Source organism: Maribacter litoralis (assembly GCF_003075045.1).
Classification (GTDB): Bacteria; Bacteroidota; Bacteroidia; order Flavobacteriales; family Flavobacteriaceae; genus Maribacter; species Maribacter litoralis.
On record NZ_QCZD01000001.1, the window covers coordinates 1261100 to 1276740 of the forward strand.

A 15641-nucleotide genomic window follows, 5' to 3' on the forward strand; every position below is an offset into this window, starting at 1 on the left:
GTTAATGAAATTACTTCTTCTTAGAATCAGCTTCCATTTTGTCTTTCAACGCTTGTAACGCATCGTTAGCATCACCTAAAGTTGGCTTAGCTTCATCTGCGCTAGCTGCTTGTCTTTTGACAGCTGCTTTAACATTACGTTGCTCTTCTTCACGGAAGATTGCAGTATGACTAGCTACTACACGTTTGAAGTCTTTATTGAACTCAATAATCTTGAATTCAGCTTCATCGCCTTTACCTAGTTTCTTACCATCTTCTTTTTCTAAATGACGTTGAGGAATAAATGCAGTAATATCATCATTAAATTCAATTGTTGCACCTTTATCAACTACATCAGAAATGGTTGCTGTATGAACTGTACCTAAAGCAAATTCAGTTTCATATTTATCCCATGGGTTTTCAGTAGTCTGCTTATGACCTAAGCTCAACTTACGACCTTCAACATCTAATTCCAATACTTCAACTTCTAAAGTATCACCTACGTTAGTAAATTCAGATGGATGCTTGATTTTCTTAGTCCAAGAAAGATCAGAGATGTAAATTAAACCGTCGATACCTTCTTCTAGCTCAACAAAAACACCAAAGTTCGTAAAGTTTCTTACGATACCTTTATGCTTAGAACCTACAGGGTATTTGGTAGTAATATCAGTCCAAGGGTCTGGAGTCAATTGCTTGATACCAAGAGACATTTTACGATCTTCACGATCTAATGTCAATACAACTGCTTCAACCTCATCACCAACATTTACGAAATCTTGTGCAGAACGCAAGTGCGTAGACCAAGACATTTCAGATACGTGGATAAGACCTTCAACACCTTCAACAACTTCGATGAACGCGCCGTAATCAGCTATAACAACTACTTTACCTTTTACTTTATCACCAATCTTAATTTCATCAGATAAAGCTTCCCAAGGGTGCTTCTCTAATTGCTTAAGACCTAATTGAATTCTAGATTTGTTTTCATCAAAATCAAGAATTACAACATTTAATTTCTGGTCAAGCTCAACAACCTCGTTCGGGTGGTTGATTCTGCTCCAAGAAAGGTCAGTAATGTGAACTAAACCATCAACACCACCAAGATCAATAAACACACCGTAAGAAGTAATGTTTTTAACAACACCTTCTAATACTTGTCCTTTTTCTAACTGGCTAATGATTTCTTTCTTCTGTTCTTCAATATCAGCTTCAATAAGCGCTTTATGAGAAACAACAACGTTCTTAAATTCGTGATTGATTTTTACAACCTTGAACTCCATTGTTTTGTTAACATACTGATCGTAGTCACGAATTGGCTTAACGTCAATTTGAGAACCTGGTAAGAAAGCTTCAATACCAAATACATCAACGATCATACCACCTTTAGTTCTGCATTTAACAAAACCGCTAACGATTTCTTCTTTGTCATGAGCCGCATTTACACGGTCCCAAGCCATAATAGTTCTCGCCTTTCTGTGAGATAATACTAATTGACCACTTTTATCTTCACGGATATCGATCAATACCTCTACTTTGTCACCTACTTTTAAACCTGGGTTGTAACGAAATTCGTTCAACGAAATTACACCTTCAGATTTTGCGTTGATATCAATGATAGCTTCTCTATCGGTAATATAAACTACTTTCCCCTCTACTACTTCCTCATCTGCAGTATCAACGAAATTTTCAGCTACTAAATCTTCAAATTCCTTTAACTTAGAATCGTCTACACGCTCAATACCTTGCTCGTATTTTTCCCAGTTAAAGTTCTCTAAAAATTCTTGCGGATCTTGCTGTGGAGTCTCTACAGCTTGTTGTGTTGCTTCGGTAGTAGTTTCTACCTCTGCGTTTGTTTTTTCTTCAGCCATTTGCTGATCAATAATTTGTATTCCATAATCTTATCAAGATTTAAGCAACGACTATGAAAGTAGTTATATCGTTTTGTTTATCTAATCCCTTTTTCTCTTGATTGCCTTGCCAAAAAGGTGTGCAAAAATAAGCATTTTATTTAAATTAGACAACACAACTAATTATATATCATCCAACTAAAGAATATGGCACGATTTTAGAATGGAATACCTTAAATATGCTTATCTTAGAAGCATTATAATAACCATTAAAAAAGTATAATTATGAGTGTTAAAGCAAAATACCAAGGCGTTTTAGATCTTGGTGAGCAATTAGGTATAAAAGACGGTAACGTTACTGTTGAAGGCGATGTTCTTAAAGTAAAAGGACAAGCTGCGACTCCTTATGAAAAAGACCTAATTTGGGACAAAATTAAGGCAATTGGCGGTGAAAGCCCTTCTGATATAAAAGCGAATATTACCGTAGGAGATGATTCTGTTTATCACAGACACGTTGTAAAAAGTGGAGAATCTTTAAGTAAAATTGCTAAGCACTACTACGGTGACCCAATGAAATACAATGCTATTTTTGAGGCGAACACTAATATCTTAAAAAATCCTGATGTAATTCATCCTGATCAAGTATTGGTTATTCCTAACAAATAGTCCAAATACTATAAAAGTAAAAGAGGTTAGCATTGCTAACCTCTTTTTTTATCCTTGCTTTTCTATAACTCGAAGCGAATGTTCATAGATTCTTTGAAACTGATCCTCTAATCCTAAATCGCTATTGTCAAATTCAATGGCATCTTCTGCTTTCTTCAAGGGCGAAATTGCACGATTGCTGTCTATATAATCTCGCTTCTGAACATTTTCTAAGATATCTTCATAAACAACGTTCTCTCCCCTATCTAACAATTCCTTATATCTTCTAACAGCTCTTTTCTCTGGTGATGCGGTCATAAAGATTTTAAGTTCTGCATCTGGAAATACTACAGTGCCAATATCCCTACCGTCCATAACTATACCTTTATCAATACCCATAGCTTGCTGCATGGCCACTAATTTTTTCCGTACCGCTTCCAAGACCGCAACTTGACTTACATTCTTTGAAACTGGCATGGTGCGTATTTCCTTCTCAACATTTTCACCGTTTAAAAACATTTCGGCATAGCCAAGATTTGAATTAAACTCAAATTTCAATTCAATAGCATCTAGTTTTTGCTCTAGTGCCTCTTCATCTACCTTACCGGACTCCACAAAACCAGACCTCATGGCAAACAACGTTACCGCACGATACATTGCCCCTGTATCTACATATATATAATGTAATTTTTTGGCTAATTGCTTTGCCAATGTGCTCTTTCCTGTTGAGGAAAACCCGTCGATTGCAATGGTGATTTTTTTCATCTTCCCAAAAATATAAAGAAAAGCTAAGTTATAGCTCCTTAGCGTTCTTTACTTTAACATCAGTTATGGCAATATCAATTACCTCAGACATTTCTTTTACGTAATGGAAAGTCAATCCTTTTAAGTAAGACTCTTTAATCTCCTTAATATCACGTTCATTATCGGCACAAAGAATGATCTCTTTAATTTTCGCTCTTTTAGCAGCAAGAATCTTCTCTTTAATTCCACCCACTGGCAACACCTTACCTCGCAATGTAATCTCACCGGTCATTGCCAAGCTCTTTTTAATACGTTTTTGCGTAAACAAAGACACTAAAGAGGTCAACATGGTAATACCCGCACTTGGACCATCTTTAGGTGTAGCTCCTTCCGGTACGTGAATATGCACATTGTATTTTTCAAAAACAGAGGCATCTATTCCAAAACGATCGGCATTAGATTTTATATACTCCATTGCAATGGTAGCAGACTCTTTCATCACCTTACCAAGGTTACCGGTAATGCTCATTGTACCTTTACCTTTGGACAGGATAGATTCAATAAATAATATATCTCCACCAACACTGGTCCAGGCCAACCCTGTAACAACACCCGCTACTTCATTATTTTCATATTTGTCTCGCTGTAGTTTCGGCGAGCCCAATACCTCTATGATATCTTCATTACTTACTTTAATATCATACTCTTCTTCGGTAGCAATAGATTTAGCTGCATAACGTACCATTTTGGCTATTTGTTTTTCCAAGGAACGTACTCCAGATTCCCTTGTATAACCCTCCACAATCTTTTCTAATTGTGGCTTGCCTATTTTTAGATGACTAGCATCCAAACCATGTTCGGTTAATTGTTTTGGCAATAGGTGCTTTTTAGCGATTTCTACCTTTTCCTCAATAGTGTAACCACTTACGTGGATAATTTCCATACGGTCTCTAAGTGCCGGCTGAATGCTACCCAAGTTGTTCGCGGTAGCCACGAACATAACCTTAGATAAATCATATCCTAATTCCAAAAAGTTATCATGGAAGTCACTATTCTGCTCTGGATCTAACACCTCAAGCATTGCAGAAGAAGGATCTCCTTGATTACTGTTAGATAACTTATCTATCTCATCTAAAATAAAAACAGGATTTGATTTACCAGCTTTTTTAAGGCTTTGAATAATTCTACCTGGCATGGCACCAATGTATGTCTTACGGTGTCCTCTTATTTCTGCTTCATCCCTAAGACCACCTAAAGACATTCTAACGTACTCTCTACCTAAAGCCTCAGCAATAGATTTACCTAATGAAGTTTTACCTACCCCTGGCGGTCCGTACAGACAAAGTATTGGAGACTTCATATCATTACGAAGTTTCAACACCGCCAAATACTCTATGATCCTTTTTTTAACATCTTCTAAACCATAATGGTCACGGTCTAAAATTCTTTCAGCCCTTTTTAAATCGAATTTATCTTTGGAATAGTCTTTCCAAGGTAAATCCAACAATAAATCCAAGTAATTCCTTTGAATGGAATATTCCGCTACTTGCGGGTTCATTCTTTTCATTTTGGAAAGCTCTTTTTCAAAGTGCTCTTTTTCCTTCTTGCCCCATTTCTTTTTCTTGGACTTTTCCTTCATCTCCTCAAGTTCCTCATCATAAGAAACCCCGCCCAATTCTTCTTGAATGGTTTTCATCTGCTGATGCAAGAAATACTCTCTCTGTTGCTGATCAAGGTCATTTCTAACCTTAGACTGTATATCGTTCTTTAGCTCAAGTTTTTGCATTTCAACATTCATATATTTCAATGTTGCCAATGCCCTTTCTTGAAGACTTCCTATTTCTAATAAATCTTGCTTCGCCTTTACATCTAGATTCAAATTAGATGAAACAAAATTGATTAGGAAAGAATTGCTTTGAATATTCTTAATAGCAAAAGATGCTTCGCTTGGTATATTAGGGTTATCCCTAATTATTTTTAAGGCCAGTTCTTTAATAGACTCAATAATTGCCAAAAACTCTTTATCGTTCTTTTCTGGTCTTACCTCTTCCGTTTCTCTTACCGTTGCCGTTATGTAAGGTTTCTTAGTTAAGACCTCAGCAATTTCAAAACGCTTTTTACCCTGTATGATTACCGTAGTATTACCATCTGGCATTTGAAGCACTCGTAAAATTTTGGCTACGGTACCCAAGGTATTGATATCCTTTACATCGGGGTTTTCCGTTTCCTCATCTTTTTGGGAAACAACACCTATAACCTTAGAACCATTGTTCGCATCTTTAATTAAATGGATACTTTTATCTCTACCCGCTGTAATAGGAATTACTACACCAGGAAAAAGTACTGTATTCCTTAAAGGCAATATCGGCAAGGTTTCCGGTAAGGTCTCACTGTTCATTTGCTCCTCGTCTTCAGGAGTCAACAATGGTATTAGCTCAGAATCTTGGTCTATTCCTTGTAAGGACATATTGTCAAAATTTGAAAATTTAGAATCTCCCATACTCATATATCGGTCATTCTGTCATTAAAACAACAGAATTTTGTTTTTATAAATTATACATAATTGCCATAAAAACCATGAAAATCAGTCAAATACAGCTTTTTGCACTTTCATTTGCTATTATCTAATTCAATTCTTGTGCCAACTGAAAAAAATCATTTTAAATAATACTCCCTTTATAACATATTGATTCATTAAAAATTATTTCCATCAAACTGTAACAAACTGTAATTTGGTTCATCTTTCAATAAACCAATCACTTTTTGAGCCAACAAAGAGAACATATTGATGAGCTAGTGCAATTGTGCTTAGCCGGTAAACAGAGTGCACAGCTAGAAGTGTACAACAGGTATTACAAGGCCATGTACAATACATCTCTCAGAATTGTAAAAGACACTGCCCAAGCAGAAGACATTATGCAAGAATCGTTTCTAAGCGCATTTACGAAACTGCATACTTTTAAAGGGGAAGTAACTTTTGGATCCTGGTTAAAGCGTATTGTTATCAATAACAGTATACATCAATATAGAAAGCAACAGAAAAAAAACGAAGTTGCTTTAGATGAAGTATTGTACAAGGTCGAAGATAATGACGGAATTGCATCTGACCATGTGTTTACAGAACTAAAGGCTCAAAAAGTGATGGAAACCATGAAAGATTTAAAAGACAACTACAGAATTTCTTTGACCTTACATCTAATTGAAGGGTTCGATTATGATGAAATTAGTGAAATAATGAACATTAGTTATGCCAATTGCAGAACTACCGTTTCACGAGCAAAAGAAAGTTTAAGAAAGAAATTAACACTCGCAGTTTAATGAAGAAAGATACTATTGACGAGCTTTTTAATAAGCTACAGGACAAAATGGATTATGCTGAACCCACTAGCGGGCACGAACAACGGTTTTTAGATAAATTGAACGCGTCTAAAGGTGTGGCAACACTTGCACCGAAGAAAAAGAATAATTGGTTGCTTTTTCTTTCGGTCGCAGCATCGATTGCCATTTTATTATCGGTAGGGCTATCGCAATTTAATACAGCAACAAGTATTGAAGAAAAGGTTGCCGAGATTTCTCCCGAAGCTTCTAAAACACAGTTCTATTTCGCAAACTTAATCGAAGAGCAGGTAAAGGAACTAAATTCAGAAAAATCACCGGAAACAGAAAAAATTATCAACGATACCATGGCGCAATTGAAAAAGCTTCAATTGAACTATACCAAAATGGAACAAGACCTATTAAATGGTGGCAATAGCAAATTAATATTAAGTGCTATGATCACAAATTTCCAAACAAGAATTGACCTTTTAAACGAGGTAATGATACAGATTGAGAATATTAAATCAATAAAAAAATCAAATGATGAAAACTTTACTATATAAATATACTTGGTTGCTACTTTTAGCTTTTACAACTGTAGCAAGCGCGAACGAAACCTCTTTTGACGGCAAGCATACCCGAGAAAAGACCATTAAAAAAGAATTTAACGTAAGTGCCAACGCTCTACTAAAAATAGACAACTCTTACGGCAATCTGAATATTACTTCTTGGAACGAGAATAGAGTGGTCATTGAGGTACACATAAAGACCAACGGCAACAACGAGGACAAGGTTCAAAAAAAATTAGATGAAATTTCTGTTGATTTTGAAGCTAACAACGAAAAAGTCTATGCAAAAACTATTTTCAACAAAAGCAATAATGGCTGGGGATGGAGCTGGGGAAATAACAATAATGTGAACATGCAGATCAATTACACCATCAAAGTTCCTGTTAAGAATAATGTGGACCTAAGTAATGATTACGGAAATATTATCTTGGACAGAATAGATGGGCATGCAAAAATAAATTGCGATTATGGTAGGTTAGAACTTGGTGAACTTAGGGGGCGTAATAACCGCTTAAACTTTGATTATACCTCAAAATCTACCATTGGTTTTATCAATAGTGGAGAAATTAGAGCAGATTACTCTGGCTTTACCATTGAAAAAGCAGGCGACCTCCACATCAATGCAGATTATACCAATGCCAGTATTCATAAAATGGGCAACTTGAATTATACCAGTGATTATGGTAATATGGATGTTGAAGAACTACAGAGCATAGATGGCAATGGCGATTACATAACGGTTAAGCTAGGTGAAGTGCATGGTGACGTTTCCATTACTGCAGATTATGGATCTATTAGAATTGACGAACTTGCAGCAGATGCTGGCGATGTAGAAATTAGAACGGATTATACAGGAGTTAAAATTGGATACAACAGTGCCTATCACTTCGATTTCGATATCTCTACGAGTTACGCTGGCGTAAGCGGAAAAGACGATTTTACCATTAACATCAGCACAGAAAAATCTTCCGACAAGCACTATGAAGGGTTTTATGGCTCTAAAGGAAGTGGCAATAAAATAACGCTGTCAAGTGACTATGGCGGCATAAGCTTTAGTAAAAAATAATCAATCAATTAAAAATGAAAATCATGAAAAAATTAAGTGTACTATTATTCGCAGGGTTCATCTCCCTATCTTGTTCAGCGCAGTGGGGAAAGACCATTAAAGGAAATGGTAACAATGTTACTATTGAAAGAAATACAGGTGATTATGACGGAGTAGCTGTTTCGGGCTGGTTTGATGTTGACCTGGTTGCTGGCAGCGAAGGAGAGATCACCTTAAAAGGCGAAGAAAATCTTCTAGAATATATCATCACCGAGGTAAAAGATGGAAAACTAGTAATTAAAACGGAAAAAGGCGTAAACCTAAAATCAAGCAACTGGAAATCTGGAATTCATATTACCGTACCTGTAGAATCTATTAGTTCTGTTGCAATGTCCGGATCAGGAGATATCGTAGGCAAAACAAAAATTAAATCAGATAAATTTAGCACTGCCATGTCTGGATCAGGTGATATTACTTTAGATATTGATACCAGATCCATTTCAGCAACAATGTCCGGTTCTGGTGATATTTCACTAACCGGAAGCACTACAGATTTTGAAGCCACCATTTCGGGCAGTGGAGACATTGAAGCCTATGATCTAGAAGCAGATAATGTAAATGCTACTATTTCTGGATCTGCAGATATACAGGTAACCGCCAATAAATCTTTAAAGGCAAGGGTTTCTGGTTCCGGCGATATTTCCTATAGAGGTAATCCTGAAAAAGTAAATACAAAAACCTCTGGTTCCGGCGACATTTCAAAAGGATAAAAACATAAGATCAAAATAGCGAACAATCAATTCAACCAAGCCTCTTTTAAAGGGGCTTTTTTGATTCTCGTACGCGCACAAGTAAAATCATCCCTATTAGAAAAAAAACACCCAAAAAGATTATCGAACTCCTCATACTACCTGTTTTTTGAGCAATAGCCCCGTATAAAAAGGTTCCGATAATAATTCCTATTTTTTCAGCTACATCGTAAAAACTAAAGAACGATGTGGTATCTGTAGTATTCGGTAAAAACTTAGAATACGTAGACCTAGACAATGCTTGTATACCGCCCATAACCAAGCCTACACAACCTGCCGCAATATAAAAATCGGTTGGTGTAATCACAAAATAGGCATAAATACAGATTGCTACCCAAAGAGCGTTTACAACGATCAAAGTTTTAATGTTCCCAAATTTTTCTGATGCCCTTGCCGTAACCGTAGCACCTAATATTGCTACCAGTTGAATAACCAAAATACTAATGATCAACCCTGTTGTTCTTTCTGAGTCGGTACCCCAAGCTATTTCTTCCTCTCCAAAATAAGTGGCTATCAACATTACGGTCTGTACCGCCATGCTATATACAAAAAATGCACCTAAATATCTTTTCAGTTTAACCTGCTCGCCCAACTGATGCCATACCTGTTTTAATTCCCTAAAACCATTTAAAACGATATTGGTACGCTCCCCTTCTTTTTTATAACCCTGTGGCAAATAATAGAAACTGTATTGTGCAAAAACGATCCACCAAATACCTACGGTTACAAACGAATATTTCATCGCTTTTATTTCTGCCGCACCAGCTTCATCTGTGGTTATCCCAAAAAAATCCGGCTTCATTACCATCGCCAAATTAAACACCAAAAGAACAACACTACCAATATACCCAAGTGTAAATCCTTTTGCGCTAATAGCATCTTGCTGTTTTGGAAATGCAACATCTGGCAAGTATGAGTTATTAATGGCAAAACTTACCCAAAATCCCACGAGGCCAAAAAAGTAACACACCAAGCCTATGTATATATTCTCTAGAGAAAACCAGTACAGCCCTATACAAGAAAAACCGCCTAAATAGCAGAAGAATTTCATGAACACCTTTTTATTACCTAGGTAATCTGCAACTCCTGAAATTAAAGGTGTTATTATGGCGATAAATACAAAAGCCAATGATGTAGTGTAACTAATTAATGGAGCTCTTGCAATTTGCCCTCCAAAGATGGTCACTTTTTCAATACCTGCAATTCTAAAGAGTGCTCCGTAAAATATAGGAAAAATGGCAGATGAGATAACCAAGCTATAAACGGAATTTGCCCAGTCGTAAAAGGCCCAAGCATTCAACAATTTTCTACTACCTTTTAAAACTAGTGTCTTTCCCATATATAAAAATAAAAGCCGTTCATTTCTGAACGGCTTCAATATACAATATTCTTAAATCTTTATTTAAAACTGGTTACCCCAAATTTTGCGGCTTCGGCTGCTGCATCTGGCGCCCATGCCGTAAGATTATTAATTCTCGTGTCATTAGATGGGTGCGTACTCATAAACTCCGGTGGCGACTCACCACCACTATTTGCCTTCATTCTTTTCCATAATTCTGCAGCTTCATAAGGATCATAACCCGCTATAGCCATAATCTGCAAACCTATTCTATCCGCTTCTGTCTCATGACTTCTACTAAATGGAAGCATACCCAAATATTGCGTACCAACACCGTAAGCCTGGTTGAAAATACCTAAAGTCTGTTCGTTTTTAATAGCAACATTACCGGCTACAGCACCCAATTGTTGCAGTGTACCGGCACTCATACGCTGAGCTCCGTGATCAGCTAAAGCGTGTGCCACCTCATGCCCCATTACTACGGCAACACCCGTTTCAGTTTGGGTAATTGGCAATATACCGGTATAAAAAACAATTTTACCACCTGGCATACACCAAGCATTTACAGTTTCATCTTTTACCAAATTATACTCCCAAGCATAATCTTGCAAGTACCCAGGGTGACCATTTGCGGTCAACCAACGCTCAGCTGCAGAAGATATTCTTTGTCCTACCCTTGTTATCATTTGGGCATCTTCCGTACCGGTAACTACGTTATTCTCCGTTAGAAATTGATCGTACTGGGCAAAGGCAGATGGAAACACCTGACTATTAGGATAAAAGTTCAAAGTTTTTTGCCCCGTAAAGGGATTAACCTTGCATGCAGATACGCCTAAAAAGACGAATATTATTAATACTAGTTTTTTCATTTTTATTCATTTTAGTTAATGGTTGAATATTACAAAGTTATTCTTTTCCTGATAAATGCAATAAGGTAAAGTTTTTGTCTATTAGCAAATCATTACTTTCATTACTGCTAACAGTGTGTAGGGGTATTTCTTCATTATCTATCTTAACACTATCTATTTCAAACGGAAGACCGTGAAAATTTAGCCTCATTTTTTCATACTCAGTATTAAAAGTACCGTCTTTGAACAACTGAATGACCAAGGAATTATCTTTACCGATCAGCTTATAATTACTTAACGAATATCTTCCCTTTTTATAATCATAACCATTATTGGCATCTTCATAAACCTCTGAAGTTTCAGTTCCTTCCTTATAATAGACATCTAACACAAGTTCTTCAATTTTCTTCTCGCCCACATATTGCTGTACAGGATATTTTGGTATAATGGAGCCTGCCTTTACAAAAATTGGAATCATATCCAATGCTGCCGCAACCCATTTTTCTTTACCACCCTCTACATACTCATTAGTCCAAAAATCGTACCATTCACCTCTAGGCACGTACATTCTACGTCCTTGTGCATTAGGCTCTTGTATTGGGCAGACTAATATTTTATCGCCAAAAATAAACTCATCGGTTCTAAAATGAGTTTGATTATCCTCTTGATCAAAAAAGACCAAAGACTGTACCATTGGTATGTTCTCTTTGGTATACTTGTAGAACATTGTATATAGATAAGGTAATAATTGATAACGCAGTTCTACAAATTTTCGAACGATATCCGTAATTTCAGAACCGAACGACCAAGGTTCTTGATCTCCATGATCACCACTAGAATGTACTCTACAAAAGGGATGAAAAATACCCAACTGTACCCATCTCGCAAATAATTCGCCATCGGGCTGCTCGGCAAATCCACCTATATCTGAGCCTACAAAAGAATAACCGCTTAAGCACATACGCTGCACTTGTACATTGGCGATCCATAAATGCTCCCATGTGGCAACGTTATCTCCCGTCCACGTTGAAGAATATCTCTGCGTACCTGAAAACGCAGCTCTTGTAATTACAAATGGTCTTTTGGGGTACACATACTTTTTAACTCCTTCATAAGTTGCCCTTACCATTTGCATTCCATACACATTGTGGGCCTTTCTGTGGGTACATGGGTGACCATCATAATTATGTCTAGTATCTAAAGGAGCTGTTTTGGATGGCACCTCCATAACGGCAGGTTCGTTCATATCGTTCCAAACTGCGTGCACTCCTAAGTCTGACATGAATTCTTTATATAATTCTGCCCACCATTCGCGTACTTTGGGGTTTGTAAAATCCGGAAAATTACATTCTCCCGGCCATACCTTACCGTGCATTAATGGACCATCTCCTCTTTTACAGAAATAACCGTTCTCAAGCGCTTCATTGTATATCCAATAGTCTCGATCAACCTTAATACCCGGATCAATCATTACCACGGTCTTGAAACCGTCTTCCTCAAGCTCTTGAATCATTCGTTTTGGATCGGGAAAATGATTTTTATCCCAGGTAAAACATCTAAACCCATCCATGTAATCTATATCCAAATAAATAGCATCACAAGGAATTTGCAATTTTCTAAATTCGCTGGCAATTTCCTTTACGTTACTTTCTGGATAATAACTCCATTTAGATTGATGAAAGCCTAATGCCCACATAGGTGGCAATTCTGGCGTACCGGTAAGGCTAGAATATGAACTTACAACCTTGGGCATATCTGGACCAAAAATGAAATAATAATTCATTTCGCCGCCCTCTGCCCAAAAACTGGTAATATTTCTACGTTCTTGAGAGAAATCGAAACCTGTTTTAAAACTATTGTCAAAATATATACCGTAGGCTATACCTTTATTTAACCCAACATAAAAGGGAATGGCCTTATACAAGGGATCCTGCTCTTTTGCATAGGCAAATTGATCTGTTACCCAATTTTCTACTCTCTTGCCTTTTAAATTGCTATGCATGGCCTTATCGCCCATACCGTAAAAACTTTCGCCCGATTGAGTAATCTTACTCATCTTTACCGTATTACCACCATACTCATAGTTTTCCTCCCAGTGAAACCCTAATTCATCTTCATTGATAATAGTACCGTCTAAATCAGAAATTTGGGTACGAAGCGTTTTCTTATCGACCAATACATTTAACCGTGCCGTTGAAATAATATATTCCGTATCATTCTCAACTACTTCTAGTTTACTGTAGCCCATAGTTGCTTCAGGGTCTATGGCATAAGAAAAGTCTGGTTCAAAATTATAATTGGTAGCATACCTAAAACGTATGATACTACCTCTTAGAATTGTTATTTGTAATACTACGCCGTTATCTGTTGTGAAGTAGAACTTATCAGTATCCTGTGCAAATTCAACGATGTGGTTTGGATATAAATTGCCTTTATATTCAAGCTCTGTATTTGTTATCATGAATTCTAAATTATTAGCTAAACAGTCGGTAAATCAGAAATTCTTACAATTGGATTTAATTAAACGACAACTTACTATGTTTATTTCAAAATGACGATTCCTAAAGGTGGTATCGTTATTACGATAGACTTTTTATGACCGTGCGCTGGTTTGGTAGAAGAAGCTATCTTCTCATTTAAATTACCACCGCCACCATACTTGGTATGATCACTGTTTAAAATTTCTTTTAATTTCCCCTTTTTAGGATTTCCTATTCTATAATTTTCACGTGGCACAGGGGTAAAATTACATGCAATTACCAAATCGTTCTCTTCATCATGCCCCTTACGCACATAGGTTAATACAGAGTTTTCATGATCACCGTAATCTATCCATTGAAAACCTTCTGGACTAAATTGCTTTTCGTACAACCCTGGTGAATTCTTATATAAATGATTTAAATCCTTCACAAAATCTTGTACACCCTTATGAACATCGTACTGCAATAAATGCCAATCTAAACTTTGCTGAAAATTCCATTCTGAGGTCTGGCCAAATTCACCTCCCATAAACATTAAGTTTGTACCTGGGTGGGTAAACATATAACCAAATAACAATCTTAAATTAGCGAATTTCTGCCACTCATCTCCCGGCATTCTATAGACCAAAGACTGCTTACCATAAACTACCTCATCATGAGAAAAAGGAAGCATAAAATTTTCGGTAAAAGCATAGGTCATACTAAAAGTAAGATCATTTTGATGGTGCTTTCTATAAATAGGCTCCTTTTTAAAAAACTGCAAGGTATCATGCATCCAGCCCATCATCCATTTCATACCAAAACCCAAACCACCATGTGCAACGGGTTTTGACACTCCCGTAAATGCCGTAGATTCTTCAGCAATAGTCTGCACACCTTCAAAAGAGGTATAAACAGCTTCATTTAACTCACGAATAAAAGACATTGCCTCTAAATTCTCGTTGTTGCCATAAATGTTTGGCTCCCATTCGCCTTCTTCTCTCGAATAATCTAAATATAACATAGAAGCAACAGCATCTACGCGTAGACCATCTACATGAAATTGATCCAACCAAAACAAGGCATTACTTATCAAAAAAGCCCTAACCTCATTTCTACCATAGTTAAAGATCAAGCTTTTCCAATCGGTATGATATCCTTTTCTTCTGTCTGGATGTTCATATAAGTGAGAACCATCAAAAAAACCTAGACCATGTGCATCTTCGGGAAAATGTGATGGCACCCAATCTAAAATTACACCAATATCATTTTGATGAAAGGTATCTATCAACATTTTAAATTCTTCTGGTGAGCCAAATCTAGATGTTGGCGCAAAATAACCTGTTAGCTGATAGCCCCAAGATGGGTCATAAGGGTATTCCATAACCGGCATGAACTCCACATGGGTAAACCCCATTTCCTTTACATATTCCACCAGGTCTTTTGCAAATTCCTTATAGGTCAAAAATTTATTATCGGCACTTTTTTTCCAAGATCCTAAATGAACTTCATATACGGAATAGGGTTTATCCAAACCGTTTTTATCCTTTCTGTAGCCCATCCAAGCATCATCTTTCCAATCATGTTCAGCTGTCCAAATAATAGAGGCCGTATTTGGTGGGTGCTCACAAAATCTAGCAAAAGGGTCTGCTTTTTCTGTCCAAATATCATTGTTGCTAGACTGTATTTTGTATTTGTAAATCTCGCCTTTTCCAATATTGGGAATAAAACCTTCCCAAATTCCGCTAGAATCCCAGCGCACGTTTAATCGATGCTCTTCTGCATTCCACATATTAAAATTACCAACGACCGACACTGCTTTTGCCGAAGGTGCCCAAACAGCAAAATAAGTTCCTTTTTCACCGTCAACTTCTACAATATGTGAACCAAGCTTATCATACAGTCGATAATGCTTCCCTCCCTTAAAAAGATTGATATCAAAATCTGTAAATAATGAGTGAACTTGTACGTTTGGCATATAGCGTGTTTATTTGGGTAAAGCTAATCATCTTTTAAAGACGGTCGACTTCATTTCTTTTT

The 15641-nt window shown here is 36.8% G+C and carries 12 protein-coding genes; 5 read left to right on the forward strand and 7 right to left on the reverse strand.

Going from position 1 to position 15641, the window contains the following annotated elements; all coding sequences use genetic code 11:
• Window positions 1-10 precede the first annotated feature (10 nt).
• A complete protein-coding gene (rpsA, locus tag DCS95_RS05705) occupies window positions 11-1846 on the reverse strand; it encodes a 30S ribosomal protein S1 (RefSeq protein WP_116769818.1) in 1836 nt (611 codons plus the stop codon).
• 264 nt (window positions 1847-2110) lie between these two features.
• On the opposite strand from rpsA, the gene DCS95_RS05710 reads away from it, so the two are divergent.
• Window positions 2111-2491, forward strand: coding sequence for a LysM peptidoglycan-binding domain-containing protein (locus tag DCS95_RS05710; protein ID WP_116769819.1), 381 nt, complete (start codon window positions 2111-2113; stop codon window positions 2489-2491).
• Window positions 2492-2539: 48 nt separating this feature from the next.
• On the opposite strand, the gene cmk is transcribed toward DCS95_RS05710, so the two are convergent.
• Window positions 2540-3235: a (d)CMP kinase gene (gene cmk, locus DCS95_RS05715; protein ID WP_099192558.1), complete on the reverse strand. Its 696-nt coding sequence runs from the start codon at window positions 3233-3235 to the stop codon at window positions 2540-2542.
• 28 nt (window positions 3236-3263) lie between these two features.
• Window positions 3264-5714: an endopeptidase La gene (lon, locus tag DCS95_RS05720; RefSeq protein WP_116769820.1), complete on the reverse strand. Its 2451-nt coding sequence runs from the start codon at window positions 5712-5714 to the stop codon at window positions 3264-3266.
• 263 nt (window positions 5715-5977) lie between these two features.
• On the opposite strand from lon, the gene DCS95_RS05725 reads away from it, so the two are divergent.
• From DCS95_RS05725 to DCS95_RS05740, 4 genes are read left to right on the forward strand one after another with little or no spacing between them, the layout of a single operon-like run.
• Window positions 5978-6532: an RNA polymerase sigma factor gene (locus DCS95_RS05725; protein WP_116769821.1), complete on the forward strand. Its 555-nt coding sequence runs from the start codon at window positions 5978-5980 to the stop codon at window positions 6530-6532.
• On the forward strand, window positions 6532-7095 hold the full coding sequence (locus DCS95_RS05730) for a hypothetical protein (RefSeq protein WP_116769822.1): 564 nt from the start codon (window positions 6532-6534) through the stop codon (window positions 7093-7095). Before DCS95_RS05725 ends, DCS95_RS05730 begins: the two co-directional genes overlap by 1 nt.
• Complete coding sequence (locus DCS95_RS05735) at window positions 7076-8167, forward strand: DUF4097 family beta strand repeat-containing protein (protein WP_116769823.1); 1092 nt, start codon at window positions 7076-7078, stop codon at window positions 8165-8167. The genes DCS95_RS05730 and DCS95_RS05735 overlap by 20 nt, the downstream gene beginning before the upstream one ends.
• Before the next feature lie 23 nt (window positions 8168-8190).
• Window positions 8191-8916 (forward strand): head GIN domain-containing protein, encoded by a 726-nt coding sequence (locus tag DCS95_RS05740; protein ID WP_116770176.1) that lies wholly within the window; start codon window positions 8191-8193, stop codon window positions 8914-8916.
• A gap of 46 nt (window positions 8917-8962) precedes the next feature.
• Here the strand turns inward: DCS95_RS05740 and DCS95_RS05745 are convergent, their stop codons facing one another.
• The 4 genes from DCS95_RS05745 to glgB all read right to left on the reverse strand — a co-directional run bounded on the left by DCS95_RS05745 (window position 8963) and on the right by glgB (window position 15579).
• A complete protein-coding gene (locus tag DCS95_RS05745) occupies window positions 8963-10294 on the reverse strand; it encodes an MFS transporter (RefSeq protein WP_116769824.1) in 1332 nt (443 codons plus the stop codon).
• A 59-nt stretch (window positions 10295-10353) separates the two neighbouring features.
• Window positions 10354-11163, reverse strand: a complete 810-nt coding sequence (locus DCS95_RS05750) for a M48 family metallopeptidase (RefSeq protein ID WP_116769825.1) — start codon at window positions 11161-11163, stop codon at window positions 10354-10356.
• A 37-nt stretch (window positions 11164-11200) separates the two neighbouring features.
• On the reverse strand, window positions 11201-13603 hold the full coding sequence (locus DCS95_RS05755) for a glycoside hydrolase family 31 protein (protein ID WP_116769826.1): 2403 nt from the start codon (window positions 13601-13603) through the stop codon (window positions 11201-11203).
• Window positions 13604-13683: 80 nt separating this feature from the next.
• Window positions 13684-15579, reverse strand: a complete 1896-nt coding sequence (glgB, locus tag DCS95_RS05760; RefSeq protein ID WP_116769827.1) for a 1,4-alpha-glucan branching protein GlgB — start codon at window positions 15577-15579, stop codon at window positions 13684-13686.
• Between the last annotated feature and the right edge of the window lie 62 nt (window positions 15580-15641).

Excerpts from the sequence above, each read along its gene's own strand:
- rpsA (WP_116769818.1), bottom strand. The coding sequence starts at position 1,846 with ATGGCTGAAGAAAAAACAAACGCAGAGGTAGAAACTACTACCGAAGCA.
- DCS95_RS05710 (WP_116769819.1), top strand. The coding sequence starts at position 2,111 with ATGAGTGTTAAAGCAAAATACCAAGGCGTTTTAGATCTTGGTGAGCAA.
- cmk (WP_099192558.1), bottom strand. The coding sequence starts at position 3,235 with ATGAAAAAAATCACCATTGCAATCGACGGGTTTTCCTCAACAGGAAAG.
- lon (WP_116769820.1), bottom strand. The coding sequence starts at position 5,714 with ATGGGAGATTCTAAATTTTCAAATTTTGACAATATGTCCTTACAAGGA.
- DCS95_RS05730 (WP_116769822.1), top strand. The coding sequence starts at position 6,532 with ATGAAGAAAGATACTATTGACGAGCTTTTTAATAAGCTACAGGACAAA.
- DCS95_RS05735 (WP_116769823.1), top strand. The coding sequence starts at position 7,076 with ATGAAAACTTTACTATATAAATATACTTGGTTGCTACTTTTAGCTTTT.
- DCS95_RS05740 (WP_116770176.1), top strand. The coding sequence starts at position 8,191 with ATGAAAAAATTAAGTGTACTATTATTCGCAGGGTTCATCTCCCTATCT.
- DCS95_RS05745 (WP_116769824.1), bottom strand. The coding sequence starts at position 10,294 with ATGGGAAAGACACTAGTTTTAAAAGGTAGTAGAAAATTGTTGAATGCT.
- DCS95_RS05750 (WP_116769825.1), bottom strand. The coding sequence starts at position 11,163 with ATGAAAAAACTAGTATTAATAATATTCGTCTTTTTAGGCGTATCTGCA.
- DCS95_RS05755 (WP_116769826.1), bottom strand. The coding sequence starts at position 13,603 with ATGATAACAAATACAGAGCTTGAATATAAAGGCAATTTATATCCAAAC.
- glgB (WP_116769827.1), bottom strand. The coding sequence starts at position 15,579 with ATGCCAAACGTACAAGTTCACTCATTATTTACAGATTTTGATATCAAT.